Here is a 26,370-nt window from a genome sequence, read left to right on the forward strand (position 1 = left end):
GAGACGAGCTCCGCGTCGCGGCCGAGCGAGACGGACAGGAGAGACGATCAAGGAACCGGTTCACCGAAGAACAGCTCCAGCGCGCGGCGGTAGGGCGCGCACGAGCGGCGCTCCTTCACCGAGCGCCAAGCCTCCTCGTGCGACATCCCGCGGTGCGCGCGCAGATAGGCGATCGCGACCGTCGGTGCGCGGTTGAAGCCGGCGTTGCAGTGCACGTAGACGCGACGTCCCGCGGCGAGCAGCTCCTCGAGCCGCGCCAGGATCGCGGGAAGCGAGCGCGCGAGATCCTCGGCGTCGCCGTCGGCGACCGGATGGTGGTGGAACGCGATCCCGGCCTCGGCGTACGCCTGCACGAGCTCCGCGAGACGCAGGTTCTTGCTCGCGAGGTCGGCGTCGTCCTGCAGGCTCACGACGGCGTCGATGCGGTGCTCCTCGCGCAGCCAGACGGCGTCCGCGGGCGTCGGGTACTCGCCGACCACGAGCTGGCCGTCGAGCAGGGGCGACAAGCCGGGCCTGCCCGCCGAGCGCACGAACGGCGACGAGCCGCGATACCAAGACGGACCCAACACGCGCTCGACCTAGCCAGCGCGCCGCCGCCGCGCAACGGCGTACGAGCTTTGCAGGCGCAGCAGCGTACCCGGGCTTCGGAGACGCACCGCGTCGCGAGCGCTCCCGCGATCGGTCGCGCGCCGCCGCGGCTCGTGCTCTAACGCGGCCCCGACAGAAGAGCAGTTCGGCCGTCCATCCAGAACAGCAGTTCGTCGTCAATCCAAAGGAGGGGATTGCGATGGCGTACGGGCTTTCGAGGTGTCGACTCACGAGCAGTGCGGCGGCGATCGGCGCGGCGATGCTGATCCTCGCTGCGCAGGCCGAAACGGCGCGGGCCATCCCCATCAACGAGGACGGCACGATCAACGTCAGCATCCGCGCGTACGTCAACGCGCGCATCGGCACGATGGCCAAGCAGTCGACGCGGCCCGGAAATCAGCCGCCGACCTGCCCCGCCGACCCGAACACCTGCAGCTTCGGCGGCACGTTCCCCTACTCGGGCGCCGGCAACCTGATCCAGAACCGCTACTTCCTCGAGGTCAAGTGGAATCACGACCTGCTCGACTGGTGGAGCGACATCCTCCCGAAGAGCGTGACGTCCTTCAAATACAACTTGACGTACCGCGGCGAGTACGAGGGCATCTACGACTTCGGCCCGAGCGCGTACCGCAACAACCTCGAGTCGCGTCAGGAGATCGAGGAGATCCTGCGTCAGGGAGGATCCTCGACCGATCTCGCGACGAGCCGCCTGCAGCGCACGCGGCACCGCCTGCGCGAGGTCGCGAGCTATCGCAACCGGCTGTTCCAGGCGTTCATCGACTGGGAGCAGGGTCCGGTCTTCATCCGCTTCGGACGCCAGAACCTCGCCTGGGGCGAGACCGACGTGTTCCGCCTGCTCGACAACATCAACCCGATCGACTCGAGCTTCGGCGGCTTCTTCATCGACCTCGACGAACGCCGCGTGCCGCTCAACATGCTGCGCGCGAGCTACAACATCGGCTCGCTCGGGCCGATGAACCAGGCCTTCGTCGAGGGCTACGTCGCGTTCGACAACACGGTCGCGTTCATCCCCGGGCCGCCGACCGGCTCGCCGTGGGCGACGCCGCTCGGGCCGCCGAGCGGCGTGCTGCTGTCCGACCAGATCGGCCCGAGCCGCACCTTCCACAATCTGCGCGGCGGCGGGCGCTTCGTCTTCAACCTCGAGGACTTCACCTTCACGCTGGCGAGCTACCAGACGATGCTCGACATCCCGGCCGTTCGCTTTCGCGCGGCGCGTCCCGACGATCCCGGCTACGCGCCGAATAGTGTCTTGACGGCCGAGCAGTTCGCGCCGCTCGTGTGGGTCAACGGCGCCTCGATGACCACGGCCTTGCCGTCGCTCAAGAGCGTGCTGCGCTCGGAGATCGCGTGGTTCAAGGACGAGGCGCTGTTCGTCGGACCGACCGAGCGCGGCTTCCCGGGCAAGGGCGTCACCGCCGACTTCGCGGAGAACTTCCTGCTCCCGGTGATCAACGGCGAGTTCGACACCGTCAGCCGTCAGGACACCTTCAACCTCGCGATCGGATGGGACACGAACCAGCTCGTGCGCTGGATCAATCCGCAGCAGACCTTGTTCATCTCGACGCAGTTCTTCTACCGGCACATCTTCGACTACCAGGAGCTGCAGTCGATCCCGGTGCCCGAGCCGAACAACTCGCAGCGCACGATCCCGCTCGTCGAGGACACCTTCCTGCACACGTTCGCGATCAACACGACGTACAACGTGCACGCGCCGTTCACGAAGGTGAACCTGCAGGTCACGCCGGGCTTCAACATGTTCTACGACTGGCAGGGCATGCTGCTGTTCCAGCCCGGACTGCGCTTCACCCGCGACCCGTGGCGCTTCATCGTCGACTACACGACGATCAACAGCGGCGTGTACCGCTACCAGATCGGCCTCGTGCGCGATCGCTCGAACGTCCGCGTGCAGCTCGAGTACGTTCTGTGAGGTCGCACGAGGAACAGCTTTGACTCGCTCCGCGGGGCGTCGCATATCGGCGACTCATGACGCCCCGCGGAGGCGCCGAGCTTCCCACGCGACCGGTGGCGACGGCGACGGGTGAGAACGCCGAGGAGGCGGCGTTCCTGGTCGAGCGGGTTCGCGTCGGCCTGCACATCCTGATCGTCGGCCTCGCCGTCTTCCTCGCGATCGAGCTCGTCGCCCGCGAGACGAACCTCGCCGCGCTGGCCGCGGTCCGCGTCGCCCAGATCCTCCTCCTGCTGACGTTCTGGGTCCTCCTGCGCTCGGACGCGTCGCGCCGCTACACGATCGGGCTCGGGCTGCTCGCGATCGTCGTGCTGTGCGTCGGTCAAGCGATCGCGAGCATCCTCGTCGACGAGATCACGATCACGCTGCTGGTCTCGATGGCGCTGGTGATCGCGGTCGCGGCACTGCTCCCGTGGGGCGTGCCGGCGCAGCTCGGGACCATCGCCGCGACCGAGGTGCCGCTGGTCGTCGCCGCGTCGTTCGTGACCACCCGGCCGCGCGACTTCGACCTCGTGATGGTCGGCATCTTCATGGCCTGCCTCGCCTCGCTGTACATGGCGTTCGAGGTCCGGCGCTTCGAGCAGCGACGCCGCGCGGCGGAGCGCGAGCTCGACAAGCTGCGGCGCATGGAGCGCGCGATCGCCGAGCGCGAGGCGCGGGAGCGCGAGCAGGAGCTGATCGAGACGCGCAGGTTCATCGAGCGCATCGCCGACGCGACACCGCACATCCTCTACATCTTCGACGTCCCCGAGCGCGCCGTGACCTACGTCAATCGCCAGGTGACGCGGATCCTGGGCTATCCCGTCGAGGACGTGTACCGCGACGGGATGCCGTTCCTGATCGAGCACATCCACCCGGACGACCTCGCGCACACGATCCAGGGCGCCCGCGAGCGCCTCAGGCGCATCCCGCAGGACGGCATCCTCGAGACCGAGCTGCGCGTGCGGCACGCGGACGGCGGCTGGCGCTGGGTGCACTGCCGCAACATCGTCTTCACGCGCACGGAGCACGGTGAGCCGCTGCAGATCCTCGGCACGGCGGAGGACATCAGCGAGCGCAAGCAGGCGGACGAGCGGACGCGCGCGCACGAGGCCGAGCTCGCGCACGTGCTGCGCGTGTCGTCGCTCGGCGAGATGGCAGCCGGGCTCGCGCACGAGCTGAACCAACCGCTCGCGAGCATCGTCGGCTTCGCGAAGGGCTGCGCGCGACGCCTGCGCTCGGGCACGGTCGCGCCCGAGACGTTCCTCGAGGTGATGGAGCGCATCGCAGGCGAGGCGCTGCGCGCGGGCGAGATCATCCGACGGCTGCGCGCGCTGGTGCGCAAGGAGGACCCGACGCGCGAGCCCGCCGACGTGAACGACCTCGTGCGCGGGGTCGCGCAGCTGCTCGAGCCCGAGGCCCGCCGGCTCGGCGTGCGTCTCGAGCTGCGGCTCGCGGACGAGCTGCCGGAGCTCGAGGTCGACCGCATCCAGATCGAGCAGGTGATCATGAATCTCGTGCGCAACGGCTTCGACGCGATGGCTTCGGCGCCGCCGGGGACGCGCGCGGTCACGCTGCGCACCGCGCTCGACGCGCAGGGCCGCGTGCAGATCGAGGTCAGCGACCGCGGCAAGGGCGTGCGCGCCGACGACCTCGAGCGCATCTTCGAGCCGTTCTTCACCACCAAGCAGACCGGCCTCGGCATGGGTCTGTCGATCAGCCGCTCGATCGCGGAAGCGCACTCCGGGCAGCTGAGCGCGCGCAACAACGCCGAGGTCGGCGCGACCTTCACGCTCGCGCTGCCGCCGCGGACGTCGGCCGCCGGCGAGGCGCAGCCGAGCGCGACCGCCGCGGGCGGCGCGGCGCGCTGATCCGCAACGTCCCGCCAATTCCAGTGACGCATGTCTGCGCTTGACGTGGATCGGCCGTCGATTCGGAATGAGAAGCCTTCCGCGCTCGCACGGCGTCTCGCCCTCGTCGTGATCGGCGCCGCGCTCGCGGTCTCGCTCGGGCTTCACCTCTGGGGCGTCGAGCGCAACCTGCCCGACGGGCGCGACGTCGACGAGGACGTGCTGGTGCGCCCCGCCGTCCGCATCGCGTCGAGCGGCGATCTGAACCCGCGCTGGTTCGGCTACCCCGGCTCGACCGTGATCTATCCGCTCGCGGCGCTGCTGCACGTGCAGGAGGCCGCGTTCCACGGCGGCTCGTGGACGAAGCCCAATCCCGGAATCCGCATCAAGTTCTTCACCGGCGGCTTCGCGCCCTACGTGCGCACCGGACGCTACTTGAGCGTCGCGTACGGCGTCGGCAGCGTCGCCGCCGCGGCGTGGATCGCCTGGCTGCTCTTCGGTCCTGCGACCTCAGCGGTCACCGCCGTGCTCGCCGCGACCTCGCCACTCGCGATCGAGTACGCGCAGCCGCTGCGCACCGACAGCGCGGCGACGTTCTACGGCCTGCTCTACCTCGGGCTCGTGCTGCGTGCGCTCGCCAAGCCGACGGGCGCGCGTCAGGCGCTCGCCGGAGCCGCGCTCGGGCTCGCGATCGCGTCGCGCTACCTCATGGCGTCGACCGGCGCGGTGCTCGCCGCGGCGCACCTCCACCTTCTGCTGCGCGCGCGCGAGCGCACGACGCTGCGCGCGCTCCTCGCCGGCTGGCTCGCGGTGCCGATCGCGTTCTTCGCGAGCACGCCGTACATGCTGCTCGACGCGTCGGCCGCGCTGCAGGGCTTCCTCGTCGCCGCACGCAACCAGAGCGCACACACCGGGATCGACCAGCTCGGCTTTCTCGGCAACGTCCGCTTCTACCTGCTCGAGGCGATCCCGCAGGCGATCGGCTGGCCGCAGCTCGCGCTGGCGCTGCTCGCGATCGCCCTGCTCGCCTGGCGGCGGCGCTTCGCGGCGCTCTTGCTCCCGCTCTACGCCGCGGTGTTCGTGGTCGGCATCTCTTCGCTCGGCATCCACTGGCAGCGCTGGGTGATCCCGGCCCTGCCCGTGCTCGCGGCGCTCGCGGCGCACGCGCTCGTCGAGCTCGCGAGCGTTGCTGCGCGAGCGGTGCGTGCGGCGCCTGCGCAGCGCGCCGTCGCGACGGCGCTCGCCGCGGCCGTGACCGTCGCCGTCGCGATCGGCCCGACGCGCGAGGCGATCCGTCTGTCGCGGCTCTACGCTCGACCCTCAACCGAGGTGATCGCGCTCGAGTGGCTCCTCGCCAACGTCCCCGACGGCGCACGCATCGCATACGAGTGGTACACCGCGCCGCTGATCTCGCCGCGCGCACGCGCGAAGCGCTTCAAGACGTACGCGCCGTCGACGCTGTCGCAGCACCCGCTCTCGTTCTATCGCCGCGAGGGCTGGGAGTACCTGCTGATCAGCACGAACATGTACGGCCGGTACACGCGCGATCCCGAGCGCTACTCGCGTCAAGTCGCGTTCTACGAGCGCCTGCGCGAGCGCGCGACGCTGCTCTTCGAGGCCCGTCCGTCGCGCGAGCAGCGCGGTCCGCTCGTGAGCGTGTACCGGCTGCGGCCGGCGAGGCGGGGCGCTGCCGACCGAGGCTCCGCGGACGACGGAGCGCCGACGATTCGCTAGAGCGCTCGATCGCCGCAGCGCTCCTGGCTCCGAACGTCGCGTCCGCGCGACGTCGTGCAGCGACGCAAGCCTCAGAGGCGTCGCAGACCACGCGAAAGCGAGCGTTTTCTGGCACGTCCGCTGCTCCGCGCCCCCGGCGCGCACGCCGCCCTTCGTTTCTTCGGTTGCCAGCCCACCCCGAGGCGTGTCAGCTTCCGCAGTCGCCGTCCGTCTGTTTCGCAGCGGTCGGACACCTCGGAGCAGCTCGAACATCCCGGAGGCCTCGTCTTGAAAACCCCACGCAGAATCTCGGCGCTGAGCTGCGCTCTCCTCCTGGCGAGCCTGGTTGGCTGCGGTGGAGGCGGCGGAGGAGACGGCGGGCCGCCGTCGTCGCCTCTGGCGCCGGTCTCGTGGGTCAAGCACTGGAACCAGGTCGCGGTCGACGCGAGCGGCATCGACCACACGCCGGTCCAGCCGGGCGAGAGCCGCGTCTACGGCGAGCAGCTCGGACCCGGACGCGCGAGCCGCGCGATCGCGATCGTGCAGGTCGCCGTGTTCGAGGCGGTGAATGCGATCACCGGCGGCTACCTGAGCTACACCGGCCTGCCGCAGGACACCGCCGGCAGCGACATGAAGGCGGCGATCGCGCAGGCGGCGCACGACACCCTGGTCGCGGTGTTCCCGTCGCAGGCCCCGAGCTTCGACGCCGAGCTCGCGACGGCGCTCGCCGGCATCCCGGACGGCCCGGCGAAGGAGGCCGGCATCGACCTCGGCCGGCGCGCGGCGCAATCGATCCTCGAGCTGCGCCTGAACGACGGCTCGGACCACCCCGAGCCGATCATCGGCGTCGACTACGTGACGAGCGACCTGCCGGGACGCTGGCGTCCCGACCCGGTGACCAACGACCCGCGCGCGCTCGGCGGACGCTGGGGCGAGGTGCGGCCGTTCGTCATGACCTCGTCCTCGCAGTTCCGCACGCCGCCGCCGCCCGCGCTCGACAGCCCGGAGTACGCGGCGGCGTACGAGGAGGTGAAGCGCCTCGGTGGCGACGGCAAGACGACGCCGACCGAGCGCACCGACGAGCAGACGTCGATCGGCATCTACTGGGCGTACGACGGGCTGCCGAGCCTGTGCGCGCCGCCGCGGCTCTACAACCAGCTCATCATGACGATCGCGGAGCAGGAGGGCGTCGACACCGTCGAGCTCGCACGGCTGCTGGCGATCGCCAACGTCGCGATGGCGGACGCCGCGATCGGCATCTGGGAGTCGAAGTACTACTGGGACTTCTGGCGTCCCGTGACCGGCATCCGCGAGGCCGACGAGGGCACGGGTCCGACCGGCGCCGGCGACGGCAACCCGCTCACGGTCGGTGACCCGACCTTCACGCCGTTCGGCGCGCCGGCGAGCAACACGGGCGATCCGAACTTCACGCCGCCCTTCCCGGCCTACCCGTCGGGCCACGCGGGCTTCGGCGGCGCGCTGTTCCAGACGCTGCGCCGCTTCTTCGGCACCGACGAGATCGCCTTCACCTTCGTCTCGGACGAGTACAACGGCATCACCCTCGACAACGAAGGCAGGGTGCGCGAGCTCAAGCCGCGCAGCTTCGTGTCGCTGTCGGAGGCGGAGGAGGAGAACGGCCAGAGCCGCATCTACCTCGGCATCCACTGGTCGTTCGACAAGACCGAGGGAATCGCACAGGGTCGGCGCATCGCCGACTACGTGTTCCAGAACCTGTACCCGCCCACATCCTGAGCCTGAGGCCGGTGCGGGCGGACGGTGCTACCGGGCCCTCCGCCCGCGCCCGGTGAGCTCCCTCGGCGGGGTTGGCCGGCTGGTTCGCCTGCCGCGCCTCAGCGTTCGAGCCAGAGCTGCCAGTCGGCGTCGGGGGCCGTGCCGGGGACGTCGTGGCGCTCGAGCGGCGGGAGCTCGGACTCGAGCAGCGCGAGGTCGGCGCTGGTGTCGCGACGTCGGATGACGGCGAGCTTGCGGCCGGTGCGGCGCGCGAGCGCGCGCAGGCGCCGGGCTTCCTCGCGCTCGCGCAGCGGCTCGACCCAGGTGACGAGCTGCTCGCGCGGTCCGTAGAGCGACTTCACGTAGTACGAGCCCCAGTCGAGCGCGACGACGACGTGATCCTCGGCGAGCCCGCTTGCGTCGAGGTGGTCGTGGATCGCGACCAGGTCCCAGCTCGAGACGGGATCCGGGCGGCGCGCGAGCGTGTCGCGCAGGACCCAAGCTTGCGTCGCGGCGAGCGCGAGCAGCAGCACGGCCACCGTGCCGCGACGTCCGGCGCGCCACACAGCCTGCAGCGCGAACGCGAGCCCCGCGACGAGGAACGGCCAGGCGCCGATCACGTGGTGCCCGCCCCACGTGAGACGGTTCAAGTTGACGAGCACGAGCGTGACGAGCGCGGCGAGCACGCACGCCACGAGCCGCAGCGCGAGCCCGCGCCGCTCGCTGGAGGCACGCAGGCCGAGCGCCGCCGCCAGCACGACGAGCAGCCACCAGACGACCGTCGCGGGCTCGGGCGCTCCGGGATGGAAGCCGAACACGCGGTGGCCGAAGGTGCGGAAGTCCGTCAAGTACTCGAGCAGGTGGCTCGTGCGCAGGTGCTCGAGCTGGGCGGCGAGGTCGGTGAGCGGGATCGAGCTGCCGACGCGCGTGAGGTCGTAGAGGTACGGGTAGCCGCGTCGCGTCTCGGCGTGGACCAGGATCGCGACCAGGATGGCGAGCACGAGCCCCGCCGGCACGAGGCGCGCGGCCGCGACGACCAAACCCGGACGCCCGTCCGCCGCGCGCGCGTCGAGACGGCCGAGCACGAGCCCGAGCAGCGCGAGGCCCGGCAGCTGGTAGACGAAGAACGGCTTCTTCTCGACCGCGAGAAAGAGCCCCAGGCCGAGCAGCACGCTCGCCGCGAGCACGCGAGCGCGCGCCACGCCTTCCTCCTGCGACACCAGAAAGCGCACCAGCACGACGCCCCACACCGTCGCGACCACCTGGTAGCCGACCGGCCCGGTGTCGACGATCATCGTGAAGGCGAGCGGCACGCAGAACGCGCCCGCGAGCCAGGCGACGCGCCACGGCACGCGTGCGAGCCGCGCGATCCCGAGCGACGTCAAGAACAGAGACACGACGCCGAGCAGACGCGGCCCGTGCCGGCTCGGGAACAGCTCGTAGAGCGGCCAGTACCAGAGCGCGGTGCTCGCACCGGCGTAGCGGTAGGCGCGCAGCGGCAAGAAGTGGCCGAAGAGCGCGAGGTCGAGCCGCCCGTCGCAGCCGGCGCGCAGGTCGTGCAGCGCGGCGAGCGGGAACGCGGCGCACGCGATCGGGTGGTAGTGCACGTACTCGTCCATGTTCGGCGGCACCGCGAAGACGATCGCGCCGACGAACGCGGCCGAGGCGGCGAGCAGCAGCGCCCAGACGAGACGTTCCGAGGCGCGCGCCGCGGGGCGACCCGGAGCCTCGTGCGCGCCGCTCACCCGAAGATCAGCGTCACCGGTCCGTGGTTGACCAGGTGCACGTCCATGAGCGCGCCGAAGCGGCCCTCCGCGACGGTGACGCCGAGCTCGCGCACGCGCGCGATGAACTCGCGGTAGAGCGGCTCCGCCTGCTCGCCGGGCGCGGCGGCGCTCCACGACGGTCGGCGCCCCGAGCTGGTGTCGGCGAGCAGCGTGAACTGCGAGACGACGAGCATCTCGCCGCCGACGTCGAGGAGCGAGCGGTTCATGCGCCCGGCGTCGTCGTCGAAGATGCGGAGACCGACGATGCGGGTTGCGAGCGCGCGCGCCGCCGCCGCGTCGTCGTCGCGCCCGACGCCGAGCAGCACCATCAGGCCGAGGCCGATCTTGCCGACCACCTCACCGCCGACCTCGACGCGGGCCTCGGTCACCCGCTGCACCACCGCGCGCATGCGTCACCCGACCCGCAGGGCGCAAGGCGCCCTGCCCGACTCCGCACCGCCGCGTCGCGCCGGCACCGCGCGACGCCCCGCGCGCGGCGCGCCAAGACGCCGCAGCCGCGTCCTTTCCCTCGCCCCAGTTCCCGACCGCACGGCGTGCGCAGGGTGCCAAGCGCGCGGCGCCTCGGCAAATGGGGCGAAGCGTCTTGCGTGTCCGCACTCCAACTGCGAATTTCCGGGGTGCCGGCCGACCGGGCCGGTTCTCAACCGTTCACCCGGAGGTCAGGAGATGCCCATGCGCGAAGCAGTCATCGTCGCGACGGCGAGGACCGGTCTCGCCAAGTCGTTCCGCGGCTCTTTCAACCAAACCCGCCCCGACGACATGGCGGCGGTCTGCGTCAAGGAGGTCCTGCGCAAGACCCCGCAGCTCGATCCGGCCGAGATCGAGGACGTCGTCATGGGGACGGGCTTCCCCGAGGGGCCGCAGGGCTTCAACGTCGGACGCAACGTGGCGATCATGGCCGGTCTTCCGGTCACGGTCCCCGGCACCACCGTCAGCCGCTTCTGCTCGTCCGGCCTCAACGCCGTGGCGGTCGCGGCGCACATGGTGCAGGTCGAGGGCGCGGAAGCGGTGATCGGCGGCGGCCTCGAGTCGATCACCATGCTGCAGAACGACATCAACACGAAGAACCTGTTCAACCCCTGGCTGCTCGAGCACAAGAAAGACATCTACATGCCGATGGGCCAGACCGCGGAGATCGTGGCCGAGCGCTACAAGGTCTCGCGCGAGAAGCAGGACGAGTTCGCGCTGCTCTCGCAGCAGCGCACCGCGGCCGCGCAGCAGGCCGGCAAGTTCAAGGACGAGATCGTCCCGATGACCGTCAAGATGAAGGTCACGGACAAGGCCACCGGCGAGACCAGCGAGAAGGAGGTCACCGTCGACCGCGACGAGTGCAACCGTCCGAACACGACGCTCGAGGGCCTCGCGGCGCTGCCGCCGGCGTTCAAGGAGGGCGGCTCGGTCACCGCGGGCAACTCGTCGCAGTTCTCGGACGGCGCGTCGGCGAACCTGATCATGAGCTGGGACCGCGCGAAGAAGCTCGGCATCGAGCCGCTCGGCTTCTTCCGCGGCTGCGTGTTCGCCGGCTGCGAGCCCGACGAGATGGGCATCGGCCCGGTGTTCGCGATTCCGAAGCTGCTCAAGCACGCGGGCCTCAAGATCGACGACATCGACATCTTCGAGATCAACGAGGCATTCGCGTCGCAGGCGGTCTACTGCCGCGACCGGCTCGGCATCGATCCCGAGAAGCTCAACCCGAACGGCGGCGCGATCTCGATCGGCCACCCGTACGGCATGACCGGCTCGCGCCTGGTCGGCACGCTGCTGCTCGAGCTCAAGCGCCGCAAGAAGCGCTGGGGCGTCGTCTCGATGTGCATCGGCGGCGGCATGGGCGCCGCGGGTCTTTTCGAAGCGGCGATCTGATCCACTCGGGTGGCGCGGGCGCTTGCCCTCGCCGCCCGATTGCTGCACACGACGGCGGCGTGGCTTTCGGGCCACGCCGCCGTTTTCGTCTGGGGGAGAGGAGAGTCGCGTGGCGAAGCAGTTCTGGCTCGTCAAGCAAGAGCCGTCCAGCTACCCGTTCGACCAGCTCGTCAAGGACAAGAAGACGACCTGGGACGGCGTGCGCAACTTCCAGGCGCGCAACAACCTGGCGGCGATGAAGAAGGGCGACCGCGTGCTGTACTACCACTCGGGCGAAGCGCGCGAGGTGGTCGGGATCTGCGAGGTGACGCGCGAGGCGTTTCCCGACCCGACCGCCGACGACCCCCGCTGGCTCGCGGTCGAGCTCAAGCCGGTGAAGAAGCTCGCGAAGCCGGTCACCCTCGAGCAGATCAAGGGCGACCGCGCGCTGCGCGACATCGCGCTCGTGCGGCAGTCGCGCCTCAGCGTCATGCCGCTCGACGCCGCGGCCTTCGAGCGCATCGTCGAGCTCGGGTCCTGAGCGTCGGGCGCACGAGCGCTCCGCTCGCGAGCGCTCCGCTCACGCCGAGCGCCGACGTCGCGGCGGCGGCGCGGTGGTCTTGACCTCGACCGGCACCGCAGCCTGCTCGCGCGCGCGGTGCTGCTCGAGACCGAGCAGCGCGTTGAGCTGCTCGAACGGATAGAGCCGGTCCATGACGTGCGCCGTGCTGCCGTCGCGGCGCAGCGCCGCATAGACGTCCTCGAGCGCCCTCGCCTGCGCGAGGATCGCCGCGACCGGGTAGACGATCAGGTCGAAGCCGCGCTCGTGCAGCTCCTTCACGCCGAGGAGCGGCGTCCTGCCCCACTCGACCATGTTCGCGACCTTCGGCCCGGGCACGCCGAGCGCGATCGCGTCGAGCTCGGCGACCGACTGCGGCGCCTCGACGAACACCGCGTCGACGCCGAGGTCGCGCGCGGCGCGGCCGCGGATGATCGCTTCCTTCAAGCCCTTCGGCCCGCGCGCGTCGGTGCGCGCGACGATGAAGAGGTCGATCGAGGGACGGAGCTGCAGCACGGCGCGCAGCTTGGTCAGCCACTCCTTGCGCTCGACGACCTCCTTGCCCGCCATGTGCCCGCAGCGCTTGGGCCACACCTGATCCTCGAGGAAGAGCCCCGCCGCACCGGCCTGCGCGTAGAGCTCCGCGGTGCGCACGACGTTCGGCACCGAGCCGTAGCCGGTGTCGGCGTCGACCAATACCGGGCACGGGACCAGACGGCACAGGCGACGCGCCGCGTCCGCCATCTCGGCTTGCGTCAGGAGGCCGATGTCGGGCTCGCCGAGCAGCGACGCCGCGACCGCGTAGCCGCCCATGAACGCGAGCGGGAAGCCGGCGCGCGCGACCAGGCGCGCCGACACGCCGTCGTAGAAGCCGCCCATGACCAGCGGCTCGCCGCGCGCGACCAGCTCGCGCACGCGCTGCGCGCGCGTCGGGACGGAAGTCGTCTGTCTGCTCGCCACCCGTCGTGACTAGCGCAGCCGCGCCGGGCGGCCAAGCCGGAGCGTCCGGCGGACGCCGCGGGCCGCACGCAGCACCCGCGCACGGAACGGAAGGGAAAGGCGGGAGGCGCCGCGCGCGCTGGAGGGGGAGACGCGCGGCGCCCTTCGGGCAGAACGTGGCGGGAAAGACCTCGGTCGCGAGCCGCGCGCTCTAGGCGCGGACCTCGAACACGAGATTGAACGGCGTCTCGGTGGCGCGCCGGAAGTGGCTGAAGCCGGCCTTCGTGCAGACGTCGCGCAGGCGCTTCTCGCCGGCCTGCGCGCCGAGCGCGAGGCCGACCTCCTGCGCGAGCGACGCCTGCGTGCACACCAGCGTCGACACCGAGTAGTACACGCGGCCGAGCGGGTTCAGGTTGTCCTTGACGTCGTCGTTCGCGTAGGGCTCGACCAGCATCCAGGTGCCGTCCTTGGCGAGCGTCGAGCGCACGTGGCGCGCCGCGCCGACCGGATCGCCCATGTCGTGCAGGCAGTCGAAGAAGGTGACGAGGTCGTACGTGCCCGGGTAGTCCTTCGCCGCCGCGACCTCGAAGCGGACGCGGTCCGCCACACCCGCACGCTCGGCGCGCTCGCGCGCGCTCTGGATCGAGGCCGCGTGGTAGTCGAAGCCGACGAAGCGCGAGCGCGGAAACGCCTTCGCCATGATGATCGTCGACGCGCCGTGCCCGCAGCCGACGTCGGCCACCGTCGCGCCCTGCTCGAGCTTCTCGCGCACGCCGTCGAGCGCCGGGATCCACGACGACACGAGGTTCGCGTTGTAGCCCGGGCGGAAGAAGCGCTCGGTGCCGAGGAAGAGATCGGGCTCGTGCTCGTGCCAGCCCACACCGTTGCCGTGGCGGAAGGCCGTCGTGACCTTCGGCTCGGCGCGCATCGCGGCCGTCATGCCTTGAAATCCGCCGAGGACGCAGGCCGGGCTCTCGTCGTCGGCGAGCGCGACGGCGTGCTCGTCGGGCAGCGCGTACTTGCCGGTCTCCGCGTCGTAGGTGACGTAGCCGGCGGCCGCCTGCGCGGCGAGCCACTCGCGCACGCAGCGCTCGACCGTGTCGGTGCGCGCGGCGAGCTCGGCCGGGGTGAGCGGTCCGGCGCCGGCCATCGCGCGATAGAGACCGAGCTTGTCGCCGATCACCACCAGCGACGCCGTCAGCGCCGAGCCGAGGTCGCTCATCGCCTTCTCCACGAACTGGTGAACCTTCGCCTCGTCGAGAGCCATGGTTGCCTCCGTGGGGCCCAGCCTCCGTGCGGGCCGCACGGGCGTACGGCAAGCGCCATGCCGCGGGCGGCGCGCCGTGAACGCTGAACTTTTCGAGCTCTGCCGCGACCAAGGCCGCACGCGCAGCCACCACCTTGGGCCACATCTGGCCGATGGGCCACGTCTGGCCCTGCGCCCGCGAATCGCCGTATGGTGGCCCACGATGCCCCTGACCCACCCGAGCGCAGCGATCCTCGGTGCCTCGGACGCGATCGTCGGACTGCGCGATCAGGTGCGGCGGCTCGCGACCTTCGACACCGTCGGCAACCCGCACGTGCCGACCGTGCTGCTGCAGGGCGAGACCGGGACCGGCAAGGGGCTCGTCGCGCGCGTCCTGCACGACAGCGGCCCGCGCGCGCAGAACCCCTTCATCGACGTCAACTGCGCGGCGATCCCCGACACCATGCTCGAGGCCGAGCTGTTCGGCTTCGAGGCGGGCGCGTTCACCGACGCGCGGCGCGCCAAGCCCGGGCTCTTCGAAGCGGCGTCGACCGGCACGCTGTTCCTCGACGAGATCGACGCGCTGTCGCTGCCGCTGCAGGCGAAGCTCTTGAAGGCGATCGAGGAGAAGAGCGTGCGGCGCTTGGGCGCGGTCGCGGCGCGACGGGTCGACGTCAAGCTGATCGCGGCGACGCAGCACGACCTTGAGGCGCTGGTCGCGAGCGGTCGGCTGCGCGCCGACCTCTACCACCGCCTCGCCGTGCTCGTGCTGCGCATCCCGCCGCTGCGCGAGCGCGACGACGACGCGGTGCTGCTCGCCGAGCGCCTCTTCGCCGACTTCGCGCGCGCGCACGGGCTCGCACCGCGCCGCCTCGGCGACGACGCGCGGCGCTGGCTGCGGACGTACTCGTGGCCGGGCAACGTGCGCGAGCTCTCGCACCTGGTCGAGCGCGCGACGCTGCTCGGGCACGACGGCGAGCTGACCGTCGACGAGCTCGAGCGCCTGCGCATGCCGCTCGCGCCGGCCACGCAGCCGCCAGCGGCGATGGAGGCAGGATCGGCTCCGCTCGCACGTCCACCGGCGACGCAGGACGCTGCGTCCGCCACGCTCGCGGACGACGACGACGAAGCGACGCGCATCCGCGCGGCGCTCGCGCGCTCGGGCGGCAACGTCGTCGCCGCCGCGCGTCTCCTCGGCATCGGACGCAACGCGCTGCGCTACCGCATGCGCCGGCTCGGCATCGATCGCTTCTCGGTCATCGAGCTGCCGCCGCCGCCGCGTGCGGCGCGCTCGACGCGCACGGGCGCCGCGCACGCAGTGCGCGCCGCGCACGCGGCGCAGCGACCGGACGAGTCGCTCGCCGCGCGCCGCGAGACCACCGCCAGCGACGTCGCCGGCTGGGAGCAGAAGCGCGCCGCGACGCTGTCGCTCGACCTCTTCTTCGCCGAGCCCGACGACGCCGGGCCGCGCTGGGAGCCGTGGACGGTGGTCGCGCGCTGGAAGCAGTCGATCGTCGAGCGGCTTCGCGGCTTCGGCGGCGTGCTGCTCGACGAGACGAGCTCGCGCTTGACGGCCGCGTTCGGCGTGCCGCGCGCCCTCGAGCAGACGCCGCAGCGCGCGGTGCAGGCGGCGCTCGCGATCCAGCACCTCGCCGCGACCTCGCCCGAGCCGCGTCCCGAGATCCGCATCGCGGTGCACCTCGGCGAGGTGCGCTTCGCCGTCGAGGGATCGTCCGGCAAGCTGCGCGTCCTCGCCCTCGGCGACGCGCTCGCGCTGCCCGAGCGCATGCTCGGCCACGCCGGCGCGGGCGACGTGCTGGTGTCGGCGCGGATCGCGCGCCAGGTGGCGCAGGTTTGCGACCTCGAGCCGCGGCCGCTCAAGCTCGGACCGCGCGCCGAGGACGACGTCACCGCGTACGCCGTGGTCGCGGCGCGCGCCCGCGCCGCGTCGCCGCTCGGCGAGCTGCCGGCGGGAACGTTCGTCGGCCGCGAGCGTGAGCTCGGGCTGCTCGAGGACGCGTTCCGCAGCGCCGAGGCCGGCCGCGGCCAGGTCGTCTTCCTGGTCGGCGAGGCGGGCATCGGCAAGTCGCGCCTGCTGCTCGAGTTCCGCCGTCGCCTCGCCGACCGCTCGCACCTGTGGATCGAGGGTCGCTGCGCGTCCTACGGCGGCACGACGCCGTTTCTGCCGGTGATCGACGGGCTACGGCGCTTCTACGGCATCGACGACCGCGACGACGAGGAGAGCGCCGGGCGCAAGCTCGAGGTCGGCGTCGCCGCGTTCGGCCCCGACGTGGCCTGGACCCTGCCCTATCTGCGTCAGATTTTGTCCTTGCCACCGGTTGCGGGCGACGCCGCCGTCGCCGCGCTCGACTCGGCGAGCCGGCGCAGCGAGACCTTCCGCGCGATGCGCGTCCTGCTCGTCCGCGCGGCGCAGCAGGAGCCGGTGGTGATCGTGGTCGAGGACCTGCACTGGATCGACTCGACCTCCGAGGAGTTCTTCGGCTTCGTCGCGAGCGTCATCCAGGGGATGCGCGTCCTCCTCGTCTGCTCGCACCGGCCGGGCTACGCGCACCCGTTCGGCGACCGCAGCTACTACCAGCGCGTCGTCGTGCAGCCGCTCGGCGACGACGAGATGGCGACCATCGCGGGCACGATGCTCGGTACGGCGGACATGCCGCACGAGCTGCGCGCGCTGATCGCCCGCAAGGCCGAGGGCAATCCGTTCTTCGTCGAGGAGGTGACGCGCTCGCTGATCGAGGACGGCTCGCTGCGCGCCGAGAACGGCAGCGTCGTCCTCACGCGCAGCCTCGCCGACGTCTCGATCCCCGACACGGTGCAGGACGTCCTCACCGCGCGCATCGACCGTCTCGCCGACGAGGCGCGGCGCGCGATCCAGGTCGCGAGCGTCATCGGACGCGAGTTCGCGCTGCGCCTGCTCGAGCGCATCATCGAGGCCGGCGAGCAGGTGCGCACGCAGCTCGAGGAGCTGCGCGCCGTCGAGCTGATCTACGAGAAGGAGGTCCATCCCGAGCTCGCCTACATGTTCAAGCACGCGCTGACGCACGACGTCGCCTACCAGAGCGTCGTCAGCGAGCGGCGCAAGGCGCTGCATTGCACGATCGGCCTCGCGATCGAGGAGCTCTACGCGGACCGCCTCGAGGAGCACTACGAGACGCTCGCGCACCACTTCACCCGCGCCGAGGAGTGGGAGCGCGCGCTCGAGTACCACCGCCGCGCGGTGGCCAAGGCCGCCGAGCGCCACGCGACGCGCGCCGTCGTCGAGCACTGCCGCGAAGCGCTCGCGATCGCGGACTGCCTGGGCGAGCGCGCGCTCACGGCGACGCGCGAGCACCTCGAGGCGTCGCTCGCGCTCGCGTGCTTCTACCTCAGCGAGTTCGAGGCGTCGGGCGCTGCGTACGAGCGCGCGAGCCGCGCGAGCACCGACCCCGCGCGCGCCGAGCTCTACCGCGCGCTCGCCGGACAGAGCCACTTCTGGGCGCACGACTACGACCATGCGCTGACGCTCGCCGACGAGGTGCTGGCGCGGCCTGCGCCCGAGCCGCGTCCCGGCGTCGCGCTCGCGAAGAACCTGCGCGGCTTCATGCGCGCCGTGCTCGACGCCGACATCGCCGACGCCGAGCGCCAGTGCAGCAGCGCGCTCGAGCTCTGCGCCGGGCGCTTCCCGGCGATCGAGGGACACGTCCGCTTCAACCAGACGCTGTTCGCAGAGTGGACCGGCGACTTCTCGCGCGCGATCGCGCTCGCCGAGCAGGTGATGAAGATCGGCCGCGAGCTGCGCCTCGCCCACCTCGTCGTCTGGCCGTACTGGTTCATCGGCAAGGCGCGCTGCTGCCTCGGCGACTACGGCGGCGCGATCGCGCTGCTCGAGGAGGGCTACCAGATCTGCGACCGCATCGGCGATCGCGCCTGGAAGAGCCGGCTGCTGAACACGCTCGGCTGGTGCCTCGGCGAGGTCGGCGACCACGTGCGCGCGCGCGAGTACGACGCGCGCGCCGCCGAGGTCGCACACCAGCTCGGCGACCCCGAGATCGTCGCCAACTCCGAGATCAATCTGGCGCTCGACCACCTCGCGGCGGGACACCTCGACGACGCGTGCGGCGCGCTCGAGCCGATCGAGGCCGCGCTCGCGCGCTCGACCGATGCGTGGATGCGCTGGCGCTACGCGCTGCACGTCTGCAACGCGCGCGCGAGCATCGAGCTCGCGCGCCGCGCGCCGGAGCGCGCGCTCGCGGTCGCGGAGAGCGAGGTCGCGGGCGCCGTGCGGCACCGCGCGCCGAAGATCGAGGCGCGTGCGCTGATCACCGCCGGACGCGCGCTGCTCGAGCTCGAGCGTCCCGACGAGGCGCGCGACCGCCTCGGGCGCGCGATTGCGGTCGCCGATCGCATCTCGACGCCGCGCCTCGCCTGGCGCGCGCACGCGCTTCTCGCGCAGCTCGCGCGACGAAGCGGAGATCGCGAGAACGCCGAGCGCCACGCGGCCGTGCACGCGCGCCTCCTCGAAGCGTCCGCACGCTCGCTCGCGGACGCCGAGCTGCGGCGTCGCCTGCTCGAGAGCGCGGCGCGCGACCTCGGCGACGAAGCGTCGACGTTTCGACGCTTGACGTAACGGACCGAGACGAGGTCGGTTGCCGTGCGCGAGCGCCGCGTGGTAGCGCGCCCTCGTGCAGGACTTCGCGGGCAAGGTCGTCTTCATCACCGGCGCGTCGCGCGGCATCGGGCGCGCGGCGGCGCTCGCGTTCGCGAGCCGCGGCGCGACGATCGCGCTCGGCTATCGCAAGGAGCTCGAGCTCGCGCAGGAGGTCGCGCGCGAGGCGGAGAAGCGCGGCGGACGCGGCGAGCCGGTGCAGCTCGACGTCGGCGACGCCGCGCAGCGCGACGCCGCGTTCGACCGCATCGGCGAGCTCTTCGGGCGTCTCGACGTCTTCGTCCCGAACGCCGCGGCGACGGCGTTCAAGCCGCTCCTCGAGGTCAAGCCGCACCACGTCGCGAAGACGTTCGCGATCACGGTGGAAGGCTTCCTCTTCGGCGTGCAGCGCGCCGCCGCGCTGATGCCGGAGAGCGGCGGCGCGATCGTCGCGGTGTCGGGCTACGACTGCGTGCGCACGGTGCCGCGCCACGGCGTGCTCGGCGCGGCGAAGGCCGCGATGGAGATGCTCGCACGCCAGTACGCCTTCGAGCTCGGGCCGCGCGGCATCCGCGTCAACTGCGTGAACTTCGTCTACGCCGACACCGACTCGACGCGCTTCTACGCGGGCGAAGGACACGAGGCCCTGAAGCGCGAGATGCGCGAGCTGACGCCGCTGCGCGGGCTCGCGACCGCCGAGGACGTCGCGGACGCGATCGTCTACCTCGCCTCCGAGCAGGCGCGCTTCGTCAGCGGGCAGACGCTGATGGTCGACGGCGGCGTGCTGCTCACGTCGCCCGCGCCGACGCATCTGCCGCCGGTGGATTGACGCCGTGGCGCGTTGCTCGACGACGCTCGATCGCGCGAGCGTCGCGTCGAGGATGGTGCTGGCGCTAGTGCTCGCCCTCGGCGTGACGTCGGCGTCGGTGCGCGCCGCCGCCGGCGCGGGTGTACCCGCGTCCGCGGGCGTGGCGGCGGTTGCCGCGGCCGAGCCGGTTGCAGCGCAGCCACCCGCCGCGGACGCGCCAACCGCGAGCCCGCGCGCGCCGCGCGAGTGGCGGGTCGGCGACCTGCTGCTGGTGAGCGAGCTCGCGCCCGGCCTCTGGCGTCACGTCTCGTGGCGGAGGATCGGCGAGCTGCGCGCGCCGTCGAACGGGCTCGTCGTGCGCGACGGCGACGAGATCGTGATCGTCGACACCGCCTGGGGCGAGGAGGCCACGGTCGCGCTGCTCGACTGGGTGCAGGCCGAGCTCGGCCAGCCGGTCGCGCGCGTGATCGCGACCCACTCGCACGAGGACCGCGTCGGCGGGCCGCGCGCGCTCGCCGAGCGCGGCATCCCGCTGCTCGTGCACCCCACGACGGCCGCGATCGTCGCCGAGCGCGGCGTGACGACGACCGAGCCGATCCCCGAGCTCGCGAGCTCCGACGTCGTGCGGGTCGGCGGTCTCGAGATCTTCTACCCCGGCGCGGCGCACACGCGCGACAACGTCGTCGTGTGGATTCCGTCCGCGCGCGTCCTCGTCGGCGGCTGCGCCGTCAAGTCGGCGGACGCGCGCAACCTCGGCTACATCGCCGAGGCCGACCTCGAGAGCTGGCCCGGCGCCATGCGCAAGGTCCGCGAGCGCTACGGCGACGCCGTGATCGTGGTCCCGGGACACGGCGAGCCGGGAAATTTGAGCTTGCTCGAGCACACGATCGAGCTCGTCGCGCGCGGCGAGGCCGCGCCGGAAGCCGCGCTGATGGGCGCGCCGCCCACGGCGGATTCGGAGACGGCAGCCGCGGGCTCGGCGAGCGCGCAGCAGATGGGAGACGATGAATGATCCTCGAGGTGGCGGTGCTCGACGTCCGGCCCGGTCAGACAGCGGAGTTCGAGGCCGCGTTCCGCGAGGCGCAGTCGATCATCGCCTCGATGCCGGGCTACCTCTCGCACCAGCTCCAGCGCTGCGTCGAGCGCGACGACCGCTACCTGCTGCTCGTCGAGTGGCAGACGCTCGAGGCGCACACCGAGGGCTTCCGCGGCTCAGCGGAGTACCAGCGCTGGAAGGCGCTGCTGCACCACTTCTACGATCCGTTCCCGACCGTCGAGCACTACCGGCGCGTGCTCTGACGAAGCTCGCGGCGAGGATGCGCGGGCAGCCTTTGCGCGTCCGCTTGTAGCGCTTGCAAGCGTCAGGGCGCTTCGCGCAGGCGCTCGTCGGGGTCGCGGCGCGAGCGCAGCGACGCCATGCCGGCGATCGCCGCCGTGAGCGCGAGCCCCGCAACGCCGACGCTCACCAGCACGCCGCCGTGCTGCGGCGAGGAAAACCCCGCGACCGCAGCACCGACCAGCATCACCAGCAGCGAGAGGCAGAGAATCGACCAGAACGCGGGCGAGCTGCGCCAGTCGCCCGGCACGCCCGGGAGGCGGCCCATCCGTTTCTTCACCGTTGCCATGCGCCGAGCGTCCGCGAGAAGCGTGCCAGCCGCGTCGGACGCGCGCTGACCCGCCTTCGCCGCGTGGTGGCGACCCGCGCGACCCATGCGACCAGTGCGACGGCTGCGCGGTCGTGCCACAGTGGGCGGCTGCGATGGACGACGCCCGCGCGGCGTCGCGACGTCCAGGGAGGAAGCGGCATGAAGCTCGGTCTCTTCGGCATCAACCTCGGCCCGTGCGCCGAGCCCGAGACCGCGGCGCGCGTCGCGCGCGCCGCCGAGGACGCGGGCTTCGACTCCGTCTGGACCGCCGAGCACGTCGTCCTGCCCGACCCGCAGGCGCCGCCGTCGCCGAGCCCGCCCGAGACGCCGATCCTCGATCCCGCGGTCGCGCTCGCGTACCTCGCCGCGCACACCACGCGCATCAGGCTCGGCACCGGGATCATCATCCTGCCGCAGCGCAACCCGCTCGTGCTCGCGAAGGAGCTCGCGAGCGTCGACGTGGTGTCGGGCGGGCGGCTGATCTTCGGCCTCGGCGTCGGCTACCTGAAGCAGGAGTTCGACGCGCTCGGCGTGCCGTTCGCGCACAAGGGCGCGCGCGCGATCGACTACCTGCAGGCGATGCTCGCGCTGTGGACGCAGGACAAGCCGGCGTACGAGGGTCGCTTCGTGCGCTTCGCGGGCGTGCAGGCGTTTCCGCGTCCGGTGCAGAAGCCGCATCCGCCAATCGTCGTCGGCGGGCACTCGCCGGAGGCGTTTCGCCGCGCGGTGGCGCACGGCTCCGGCTGGTACGGCTTCGCGCTCGACCTCGAGGCGACCAAGCGCTGCATCGACGGGCTCGAGCAGGCGGCGCGCGAGCTCGGACGTCCGGGCGGGCTCGCGGGCTTCGAGATCAGCGTCACGCCGAGCGTGCGCCTCGACCGCGACGTCGCGCGACGCTTCGCCGACCTCGGCGTGTCGCGGCTCATCCCGCTGCAGTCGCGCGGCGGTGTCGACGAGCAGCTGCGGCACGTCGCGCGTCTCGCCGACGAGGTGCTCGCGCGGACGTGAGCGTTCATGCGGCGCGCGAGCGCATGCGCGCGGGCGTCTGCGCGTGCATGCGCGTGCGTGCGGACAGGTGCCCCCGCGGGCTACTCGAGGATCTTGTCGAGGTCGACCGTCGGCGCGTCCTCGTCCGGCTCGCTCGCCCAGCGCGCGATCACCTCGACCGCCTCGCGCGGACCGGGCACGACCGTCAGCAGCGCGCGGTAGCGCTCCTTCACCAGGCTCGCCGCGATCTGACGCTCGATGAGCTCGAGCAGCGGATCCCAGAAGCCGTCGACGTTGACCAGCACGAGCGGCTTGCGGTGCATCCCGAGCTGGCGCTCGACCAGGATCTCCGACAGCTCCTCCAGCGTGCCGAAGCCGCCCGGCAGGACGACGTAGGCGTCGCCGCGGTGAGCGAGCCCGGCCTTGCGCGAGCGCATGTCGCCGACCGTGACGAGATCGTGCAGGCTCGCGTGCGCGACGCGCGCGAAGGTGTCGAGGATCACGCCCTCGACGCGGCCGCCCGCTTCGAGCGCGGCGTCGGCGAGCGCGCCCATGAGGCCGATGCGCGCGCCGCCGTAGACCACGCACCAGCCGTGGCGCGCGAGCTCGCGGCCGAGGACGCGCGCCACCTCGAGGTGGCGCTCGGAGGCGCTGGTCGAGGATCCGGCGTAGACGGTCACGGAGCGAACGCGCGGCATCGCGCTTCCTTCGCGGTCGTGGCGCAGACGCGCAAGCTCGCGCGTCGCGACGAGCGTCGAGCGCGTGGGGCGTCGGCCCGTGGTCGCGTCGGCGCGTTTGCCGGCCGCGGCGCGACCGGCTACCTCGCCTGCCGATGCTCGGCTCCCGCTTCGTCTTCCTCGACCGCGACGGCGTGCTGGTGCGCGACGTCGGCTACGGGCATCGGCTCGACGACTACGAGCTCCTGCCCGGGGTGATCGAGTCGCTGCAGCTGCTGCGCACCGCGGGCTTCCGCTTCGCGATCGTCACCAACCAGAGCGGCATCGCGCGCGGGATCTTCAGCGAGCAGGACTTCCGGCGCTTCCACGATCGGCTGCTCGCCGACCTCGCGGCGGGCGGCATCCGCATCGACGCGACCTACATGTGCCCGCACCTGCCCGACGCGGGCTGCGAGTGCCGCAAGCCGAATCCCGCGCCGCTGTTCCACGCGCGCGACCGCTTCGGCATCGACCTGCAGGGCTCGTGGATGATCGGCGACCACGTGAGCGACGTGGTGCTCGCGGCCAACGCCGGCTGCCGCGGAATCCTCGTCTTGACGGGTCACGGCGTCGAGGAGCAGCGCCGGCTCGGCGACACCCCGGTCGACGCCGTGGTCGAGGACCTGCCCGCGGCGGCGCGCCACATCCTGCGGCGCGACGCCTGAGCGTGGCGGCGCGAGGCGCGCTCTCGCGCCGACGCCCACAGCGCGCGCGGGGCGCGAGCGCATCCGCCCGCGCCCCGCTTCGCTCGTCAGACGATCTGGCCGGTGCGCGCGTCGGTGTACGCGCCGTCCTCCCACACGACCGCACCGTTGACCAGCACCTTGTCGATGCCGTTCGCGTGGCGGACGTACCGGTTCGCGTTGCCCGGGACGTCGCGCACGAAGTCCTCCTGACCGCGGTCGATCGAGTCCGGATCGAAGATCACGAGGTCCGCGGCCTGGCCCGGCGCGATGCGGCCGCGGCCGCGGATGCCGAACGCGTCGGCGAGCTCGCTCGTCAGACGCTGCACGGCGCGCTCGAGCGTGAACGCCTTCAGCTCGCGCACCCAGCGCGCGAGCAGGTAGCTCGTGTCGCCGGCCCCGCAGAACTGCGAGATGTGCGCGCCCGCGTCGCTCGCGCCGATGTGGATCATCGGGTGGCTCAGGATCGCGGTGACGCCGTCCGGATCGACGTGCAGGAAGTTCGCGAGCGAGAACTCGGTCTCGAGGTCCTCCGACACCGCGATGTCGAGCATCGCGTCCGGCAGCTCGACGCCGCGCTCCTGCGCGATCTCCGCGAGGCGACGGCCCTGCAGCGCCTGGTTCTCCGGCCGCGCGACGCGCCCGACGGTGAGCACGTCGTCCAGCATCGGGATGCCGAAGCGCAGCATGTGGAACTGCGTGCGCAGGTCGGCGCGGCGCGCGGGGTCGGCGAAGGCCTGCTTCCTCTGCTCACGCGGCATGCGCATGATCTCGTTCCACGCCGGCATCGCCATCAGCAGGAACGAGGTCTCGGAGAGGCGGATGTTGATGTCGAAGGTGCGCGGCATCGACTGGCCGTAGACGCGCGCGCCCTTGCGGTGCTCCTCCTCGAGCGCGGCCAGCGAGTCCGACCAAAGCGTGCTGGTCGTCGAGTGCACGATCGGCGCGATCGAGCACAGGAGACCCGTCTGGCGCGAGATCTCGCCCATCTCGCGGATGTTCTCGAGCTGCTGCGGCGGGTTGTAGAACACCGGCACGGTCTGGATCAGGCCGCGGCCCGCCTCCTTCATCGCGCGGCCGAGCGCGATGACCTCCTCGCGCGTCGCGAAGCGGCTCGGCACGGGCTTCATGTTCTCGTCCATGTCGACGTACGACGTCGAGAGCCCGGCGGCGCCGCCGCGGATCGCGTCCGCGAGCACGCGGCACATCTCCTTGATCTCCGCCTCGGTCGCGGCGCGCTCCTGCGCCGCAGGACCCATGACGTAGCTGCGCAGCGGCGAGTGCCCGACCAGCGCGGCGACGTTGATGCCGAGGTCCTGGCGGATGAAGTCGAGGTACTCCGGGAAGGTCTCCCAGCTCCAGGGCACGCCCTCGTCGAAGGTCGCGAGCGGGATGTCCTCGATCTGCTTGAACATGCCGGCGAGCGCGCGGCGGTCCTCCGGCTTCACCGGCGCGAGCGACAGCGAGCAGTTGCCCATCAGGATCGTCGTCACGCCGTGCTCGAGGCAGGGCGTCGCGAGACGGTCCCAGCAGATCTGCGGGTCGAAGTGCGTGTGCACGTCGATGAAGCCCGGCGCGACCACCTGCCCGCGCGCGTCGATCTCGCGCGTGCCGGCGGGCAGCGTCCCGGCCGGCACCTCGCCGACGGCGACGATCTTGCCGTCGCGCACCGCGATCGAGCCCTCGCGGGCCGGAGCGCCGGTGCCGTCGACGATGCGTGCGTTGCGGATCAATACGGTGGTCGTTGCCATTCCTCGACTCCCTTCTAGAACAAAAGTTCTAGTACCGACCCGGATCAAAGCGCACATCCGCCTGGGAGGCAAGTCCGTCGCGCGCGGCGGTCGCCAAACGGCCGATGACGCGCGCGAACGGGCGCGAATCGTCGCGCTGCGGCGCGCAGGCGCGGTGCGCGACGCGCGGTTCGGGCGCAAGACATGGACGCGCGTCCGTCGCGCGACGCCGCGGCCCGGAAGACGACGCAGAATCGCGAGGCGCGCCGATGCCTCGGCGCGCCTCGCTCGCTCAGCTCTTCGTCTTGAACGGCTGGTTGCCGTAGCGGTCGACGTGCACCACGTCGCCGACCGGACGGCGCGTCGTCGGCCCGTACTTGCCGCGCGGCCAGCCGAGCGGCACCACCGCGCACGGCGTCACGCTCCACGGCAGGCCGAGCGCGCGCCGCGCGAGGATCGTGCTCCACAGCGGCAGCGTGATCAGCGCCGCACCGAGCCCGGCCGCGCGCGCGGCGAGCAGCAGGTTCTGCACCGACGGGTAGATCGAGCCGTAGTAGCTCGTCGCCGCGAGCGGCGGGAACGGCAGCCGCGGCCCGCGCAGGCACGCGACGACCACCACCGGGATCTCGGCGAAGTGGTCGGCCTGCCACTGCACCGCGTCGAGCAGACGCATCATCTTCGGATCGTTGCGGCTCACCCAGCGCCCGATGCGGCCGTAGATGTTCCACGCCTGGCGGTTCAGCCGGCCGAGCCGCTCCTTCACCGCGCGGTCCTTGACGACGATGAACTCCCAGTTCTGCGCGTTGCTGCCGGTCGGCGCCTTGAGCGCGAGCTCGATCAAGCGCAGCACGAGCGCGTCGTCGACCGGATCCGGCTTGAGGCGGCGCACCGCGCGCTGCGTGCGCATCGCCTCCTCAAGCGGCATCGCGAAGGGGGA

General features: G+C 72.0%; 21 protein-coding genes. 12 read left to right on the forward strand and 9 right to left on the reverse strand.

Features of this window, described 5'->3' with window-relative positions; genetic code table 11:
* Positions 1-47 precede the first annotated feature (47 nt).
* A complete protein-coding gene (locus tag VIS07_11130; protein ID HEY8516056.1) occupies positions 48-569 on the reverse strand; it encodes a dual specificity protein phosphatase family protein in 522 nt (173 codons plus the stop codon).
* A 218-nt stretch (positions 570-787) separates the two neighbouring features.
* Here VIS07_11130 and VIS07_11135 point away from each other — a divergent pair, with 218 nt between their 5' ends.
* The 4 genes from VIS07_11135 (at position 788) to VIS07_11150 (ending at position 7,869) form a co-directional block, all read left to right on the forward strand.
* Positions 788-2,536, forward strand: coding sequence for a DUF1302 family protein (locus VIS07_11135; GenBank protein ID HEY8516057.1), 1,749 nt, complete (start codon positions 788-790; stop codon positions 2,534-2,536).
* A gap of 95 nt (positions 2,537-2,631) precedes the next feature.
* Positions 2,632-4,425: an ATP-binding protein gene (locus tag VIS07_11140; GenBank protein HEY8516058.1), complete on the forward strand. Its 1,794-nt coding sequence runs from the start codon at positions 2,632-2,634 to the stop codon at positions 4,423-4,425.
* Between the two features lie 108 nt (positions 4,426-4,533).
* On the forward strand, positions 4,534-6,138 hold the full coding sequence (locus tag VIS07_11145) for a glycosyltransferase family 39 protein (protein HEY8516059.1): 1,605 nt from the start codon (positions 4,534-4,536) through the stop codon (positions 6,136-6,138).
* Between the two features lie 267 nt (positions 6,139-6,405).
* Entirely contained in the window at positions 6,406-7,869 is a 1,464-nt protein-coding gene (locus VIS07_11150; GenBank protein ID HEY8516060.1) for a vanadium-dependent haloperoxidase, read from the forward strand.
* A gap of 98 nt (positions 7,870-7,967) precedes the next feature.
* Here VIS07_11150 and VIS07_11155 read toward each other — a convergent pair whose 3' ends face one another.
* Entirely contained in the window at positions 7,968-9,593 is a 1,626-nt protein-coding gene (locus VIS07_11155; protein HEY8516061.1) for a hypothetical protein, read from the reverse strand.
* Positions 9,590-10,024: a D-aminoacyl-tRNA deacylase gene (dtd, locus tag VIS07_11160; GenBank protein ID HEY8516062.1), complete on the reverse strand. Its 435-nt coding sequence runs from the start codon at positions 10,022-10,024 to the stop codon at positions 9,590-9,592. The genes VIS07_11155 and dtd overlap by 4 nt, the downstream gene beginning before the upstream one ends.
* Before the next feature lie 283 nt (positions 10,025-10,307).
* Between dtd and VIS07_11165 the strand changes: the two genes are divergently transcribed.
* On the forward strand, positions 10,308-11,495 hold the full coding sequence (locus tag VIS07_11165; GenBank protein ID HEY8516063.1) for an acetyl-CoA C-acyltransferase: 1,188 nt from the start codon (positions 10,308-10,310) through the stop codon (positions 11,493-11,495).
* Positions 11,496-11,604: 109 nt separating this feature from the next.
* Positions 11,605-12,015 (forward strand): EVE domain-containing protein, encoded by a 411-nt coding sequence (locus VIS07_11170; protein ID HEY8516064.1) that lies wholly within the window; start codon positions 11,605-11,607, stop codon positions 12,013-12,015.
* 39 nt (positions 12,016-12,054) lie between these two features.
* On the opposite strand, the gene VIS07_11175 is transcribed toward VIS07_11170, so the two are convergent.
* Entirely contained in the window at positions 12,055-12,993 is a 939-nt protein-coding gene (locus VIS07_11175; GenBank protein HEY8516065.1) for an isocitrate lyase/PEP mutase family protein, read from the reverse strand.
* 190 nt (positions 12,994-13,183) lie between these two features.
* Complete coding sequence (locus VIS07_11180) at positions 13,184-14,239, reverse strand: class I SAM-dependent methyltransferase (GenBank protein ID HEY8516066.1); 1,056 nt, start codon at positions 14,237-14,239, stop codon at positions 13,184-13,186.
* A gap of 202 nt (positions 14,240-14,441) precedes the next feature.
* On the opposite strand from VIS07_11180, the gene VIS07_11185 reads away from it, so the two are divergent.
* The 4 genes from VIS07_11185 to VIS07_11200 are packed head-to-tail and all read left to right on the forward strand — an operon-like array spanning position 14,442 to position 20,970.
* On the forward strand, positions 14,442-18,845 hold the full coding sequence (locus tag VIS07_11185; protein ID HEY8516067.1) for a sigma 54-interacting transcriptional regulator: 4,404 nt from the start codon (positions 14,442-14,444) through the stop codon (positions 18,843-18,845).
* Between the two features lie 55 nt (positions 18,846-18,900).
* Positions 18,901-19,692: an SDR family oxidoreductase gene (locus VIS07_11190; GenBank protein ID HEY8516068.1), complete on the forward strand. Its 792-nt coding sequence runs from the start codon at positions 18,901-18,903 to the stop codon at positions 19,690-19,692.
* Positions 19,693-19,744: 52 nt separating this feature from the next.
* Positions 19,745-20,683, forward strand: coding sequence for a subclass B1 metallo-beta-lactamase (gene bla, locus VIS07_11195; GenBank protein HEY8516069.1), 939 nt, complete (start codon positions 19,745-19,747; stop codon positions 20,681-20,683).
* The gene (locus VIS07_11200; protein ID HEY8516070.1) at positions 20,680-20,970 is read left to right on the forward strand and encodes an antibiotic biosynthesis monooxygenase; all 291 of its coding nucleotides are present in this window, start codon (positions 20,680-20,682) and stop codon (positions 20,968-20,970) included. Before bla ends, VIS07_11200 begins: the two co-directional genes overlap by 4 nt.
* A 62-nt stretch (positions 20,971-21,032) precedes the next feature.
* Here VIS07_11200 and VIS07_11205 read toward each other — a convergent pair whose 3' ends face one another.
* Positions 21,033-21,275 (reverse strand): hypothetical protein, encoded by a 243-nt coding sequence (locus tag VIS07_11205; GenBank protein ID HEY8516071.1) that lies wholly within the window; start codon positions 21,273-21,275, stop codon positions 21,033-21,035.
* Between the two features lie 201 nt (positions 21,276-21,476).
* Here VIS07_11205 and VIS07_11210 point away from each other — a divergent pair, with 201 nt between their 5' ends.
* Positions 21,477-22,325, forward strand: a complete 849-nt coding sequence (locus tag VIS07_11210) for an LLM class F420-dependent oxidoreductase (GenBank protein HEY8516072.1) — start codon at positions 21,477-21,479, stop codon at positions 22,323-22,325.
* An 80-nt stretch (positions 22,326-22,405) separates the two neighbouring features.
* On the opposite strand, the gene VIS07_11215 is transcribed toward VIS07_11210, so the two are convergent.
* Positions 22,406-23,002, reverse strand: coding sequence for a TIGR00730 family Rossman fold protein (locus VIS07_11215; GenBank protein ID HEY8516073.1), 597 nt, complete (start codon positions 23,000-23,002; stop codon positions 22,406-22,408).
* 134 nt (positions 23,003-23,136) lie between these two features.
* Here VIS07_11215 and VIS07_11220 point away from each other — a divergent pair, with 134 nt between their 5' ends.
* Entirely contained in the window at positions 23,137-23,685 is a 549-nt protein-coding gene (locus tag VIS07_11220) for an HAD family hydrolase (protein HEY8516074.1), read from the forward strand.
* A gap of 86 nt (positions 23,686-23,771) precedes the next feature.
* Here the strand turns inward: VIS07_11220 and VIS07_11225 are convergent, their stop codons facing one another.
* Both VIS07_11225 and VIS07_11230 read right to left on the reverse strand, forming a co-directional pair.
* Positions 23,772-25,454 (reverse strand): amidohydrolase family protein, encoded by a 1,683-nt coding sequence (locus tag VIS07_11225; protein ID HEY8516075.1) that lies wholly within the window; start codon positions 25,452-25,454, stop codon positions 23,772-23,774.
* 271 nt (positions 25,455-25,725) lie between these two features.
* Positions 25,726-26,358, reverse strand: a complete 633-nt coding sequence (locus VIS07_11230) for a nitroreductase family protein (protein HEY8516076.1) — start codon at positions 26,356-26,358, stop codon at positions 25,726-25,728.
* Between the last annotated feature and the right edge of the window lie 12 nt (positions 26,359-26,370).

The organism is Candidatus Binatia bacterium, from assembly GCA_036563615.1.
Classification (GTDB): domain Bacteria; phylum Desulfobacterota; class Binatia; order UBA12015; family UBA12015; genus DATCMB01.